The organism is Desulfosporosinus sp. Tol-M2, from assembly GCF_059735615.1.
Genome location: NZ_JCAIJG010000171.1, coordinates 1 through 3,295, shown reverse-complemented (window position 1 = coordinate 3,295; position 3,295 = coordinate 1). Strand labels below are relative to the sequence as shown.

Annotated in this window: 3 protein-coding genes; all 3 read left to right on the top strand. The window is 45.5% G+C overall.

Annotated features, from left to right (window positions below; translation table 11 throughout):
- Positions 1 to 186 precede the first annotated feature (186 nt).
- The 3 genes from AC6I5A_RS12725 (at position 187) to AC6I5A_RS12715 (ending at position 3,101) form a co-directional block, all read left to right on the top strand.
- Positions 187 to 795 (top strand): transposase, encoded by a 609-nt coding sequence (locus AC6I5A_RS12725; protein ID WP_497900745.1) that lies wholly within the window; start codon positions 187 to 189, stop codon positions 793 to 795.
- Positions 796 to 898: 103 nt separating this feature from the next.
- Complete coding sequence (locus AC6I5A_RS12720; RefSeq protein WP_034616645.1) at positions 899 to 2,290, top strand: DDE-type integrase/transposase/recombinase; 1,392 nt, start codon at positions 899 to 901, stop codon at positions 2,288 to 2,290.
- Complete coding sequence (locus tag AC6I5A_RS12715) at positions 2,283 to 3,101, top strand: ExeA family protein (RefSeq protein ID WP_034616642.1); 819 nt, start codon at positions 2,283 to 2,285, stop codon at positions 3,099 to 3,101. The genes AC6I5A_RS12720 and AC6I5A_RS12715 overlap by 8 nt, the downstream gene beginning before the upstream one ends.
- Positions 3,102 to 3,295: the final 194 nt, after the last annotated feature.

Below are 3,295 nucleotides of genomic sequence, written 5' to 3'. Positions count from 1 at the left end.
TGTGGGCGCTCACTTTAATTGACATTAAAGTGGCGTTTTTTTCTTGCCTAATTTGTCGTTCCAATAGATAATGATTGTCATGTGAATATATAGAACCACATGACAATCTTAAAAAAGGATAAAAGAAAGAGGAAACATCATTGGCCTGCCAGCCTCGTTTCCTCTTTCCTATTGGTTATTACCAATATGATTCTAACTGAAGAAAACTGGACTGTCCAGTCATATATTGAACTATTTGTTGATGGTTGTCCTACACACTTACGCCCAACAATGTGTCCGCACTGCCAGGCAGAAGTAATGTTGCACAAACATGGAAGTTTTAAAAGAACAGTGTATACCTTATTAGAAGCGTTCATCATTTCCATCTTCCGGTTTAAATGTAACAAGTGTGGGAAATCCACGTCGTTACTTCCTGACTTTGTGATGGAACACCATCAGGTGGCATGGGAAGTTAAAGAAGAAGTGATCCATCAACAGTTAGCGGGGGTAGCTTTGGTTAAAATCGCGGAAGACCTGGTAACCTCGGCAGGAAAGTTTAGTGAGAAGACTGTATGGCGCTGGAGCAAAGCAATACGTGATGAACTAAGAGAATCGTCGTCCGAACTTTGGCCGGTTATCTTAGAGAGACTACCCCATATTGAAATCCCAGTTGGCCCGTCAAAACCGGCCCGAGAATGGGCCTGGTTATTTAGAGCATGGGAGCAAGTAAGATCAATGATCCCAGGATACGGGAATCTTGGTCTTCTTGCTTGGCTCTACCATAATAAACACTCACAGGCGGTGGCATACGGTTAGCATAATCCCACAAAAGCTGTCCATGGTGTGGCGTAACTTTTTCATGCAGAATAGCGGTATGGACAACCCCATCCTAAATTTATGTTTGAAGGAGTGAGAAACTATGGATTTCCCTACAGATGAACAAGTGGCAGCCTTTCGTTACGGATTAATAGCACCGATTGTATCTCGTCAGACTCCGATGATTCCCGGAGAGCTGAAGCGTCAGCTTGTCCAAATTGCCGCACTCAGTCACACAATTCCTGGCAGTCACAAGACTAAGGTCAGTGTACGCACTCTTGAGCGCTTTATGGCAAACTATAGAAAAGAGGGTTGGGAAGGACTTAAGCCCAAAAAACGTCCTCAGAAAAACGCCATAGCCTTACCTGCTCCCGTCTTACAAAAAGCCATTGAGCTACGCCGTGAACGGCCCGAGCGTAGTGTAGAGCAGATTATCTACCTATTAGAACATAGTGGTATGGCCACGGAGGGAACTCTGGCCCCCAGCACCTTATCTCGGCACTTACGAAAGGCCGGTGTCAGCCGTCAGGAACTTTTGCAGGTCATGGAATCATCGAGAGGTCATCGACGTTTCGAAGTGGAGGATGTCCATCTCATGTGGCAGGCAGATTTTCAGCATACTCTTTATTTACCGGACCCACTCCATTCAAAGAAACGTAAAAAAGCGATGTTATTTGCCATCATTGATGATTTCTCCAGAGCAATTGTCCATGGAGAATTCTACTGGGATGAGAAATTGCCTCGCTTAGAAGATGCTCTCAAAAAGGCGATCTTGCGCCACGGAGTGCCCTCCCAGTTCTATTGCGATAATGGAAGCGTGTTTTCATCTCACCATTTAGTCCGGATCTGTGCCAAGTTAAACATTAAACTTTCCCATTCACGTCCATACAAACCCCAAGGTCGAGGGAAGATTGAGAGGTTCTTCAGATTTATCGATACAAGCTTCAGGCCAGAGGCCCATGTGCAGATTGGAAACGGTAGTATTACTACGCTGAAACAGTTAAATGAGGCCTTTACATCTTGGTTAGAGGGGTACTATCACTTACGTAAACATGGCAGCACCGGTCAATCTCCTAATGATAGGGTAGCTGGTCTTAAACGGACGATGCGCCGGGTATCGATGGCTGAATTGACCGAGATCTTCCTTTGGGAAGAATCGCGAAAGGTGGATAAAACGGGTTGTGTCAGCGTTTTTGGTAATACCTTCGAGGTTCCCTCTCATCTTTCTGGTCAAACCGTTACACTCCGCTTTGACCCTTTCGATCTAAGCGTAATGCAAGTTTGGTACGACGGAAACCGACTGCCAGATGCCCGACTTCTCGATTTAAACCGCAAAGTCCATGAACGGGTTAAAACAAAGTCTAAGGTCGAAAAACAAGAAGCCCCTCCCACGACGGGCCTCAATTTCTTCAAGTTGGCTGAACAAAACCGACGTAACCAATGGGCCCAAGAGACTTTAAATTTTAGGCCAAAGCAGGAGGTAACCCATGACTGATCTGCTAAGTTCTACCCAAAGTATCCCTTTTTCTCGGTCACCTCAAGGAGATATGTTCTTTGAGGCAGGTGCTTACGCTGAAGCCTTAGCACGCTTGCAATTAATGGTGACAAACTCCTGCCTTGGTGTGCTTACTGGAGAAATAGGCAGCGGTAAATCCACCCTTATTCGCCGTCTGGTACAAGCCTTAGATCCAGTCCGGTACCAAGTGATCTATCTAAGTCAGGCGGGCATGAAACCTCGTGATTTCTATGGAGATTTATTGCGTGGGTTAGGTGAAGAACCGAATTTTTACCTATCTAAATCTAAACTGTTGCTCGAACAAGTCTTAAATGACAGGGCTCTTCAGAGGGATAAATCGTTGGTTGTCATTATTGATGAAGCCCATGACATTAGTCCGTCCATGCTATTAGAGCTTCGGTTTGCTTTAAATCACCAAATGGACTCAACCTCCTTGCTTTCGCTTATTCTTGTCGGGCAGCCAGAGTTGCGGCGGATCTTACGTATGAACAAATACGAGGCCATTGCCCAGCGCATTCATCTTCAATACCATCTTACTGGTCTTACTGCTCAAGAATCGGCAACATATATCCGGCACCAAATGAAGCAAGCGGGACTTAATACACCCATTTTTACAGATAGTGCTCTTGGTTTAATCTACTCGGAGACGAAAGGAATCCCACGGCTTATTAACACAATCTGTACCCATGCCCTATATGAGGCTAAACGGAACGGAAGTGAGGTCGTGGAGGATGCTCAAATCGGGCGGATTTTAGCGGATGCTGAACGGCAACGTGGTACCGCTATGTAGGTTTATCCACATTATCCCCACTATACACATGAATTAGCATGTGCGTATTGGGGATTTTTCTTATCCACATTGACTGGCTTTCTTAGAGGCATGTATTGACGGCAGGATTCTATTGGTATGGGCGTGTTGTCAGTACATTTCTTCCGACATCGGCAGTGAGATACACACCGTCATTTAAGGTGAGAAGCGACACC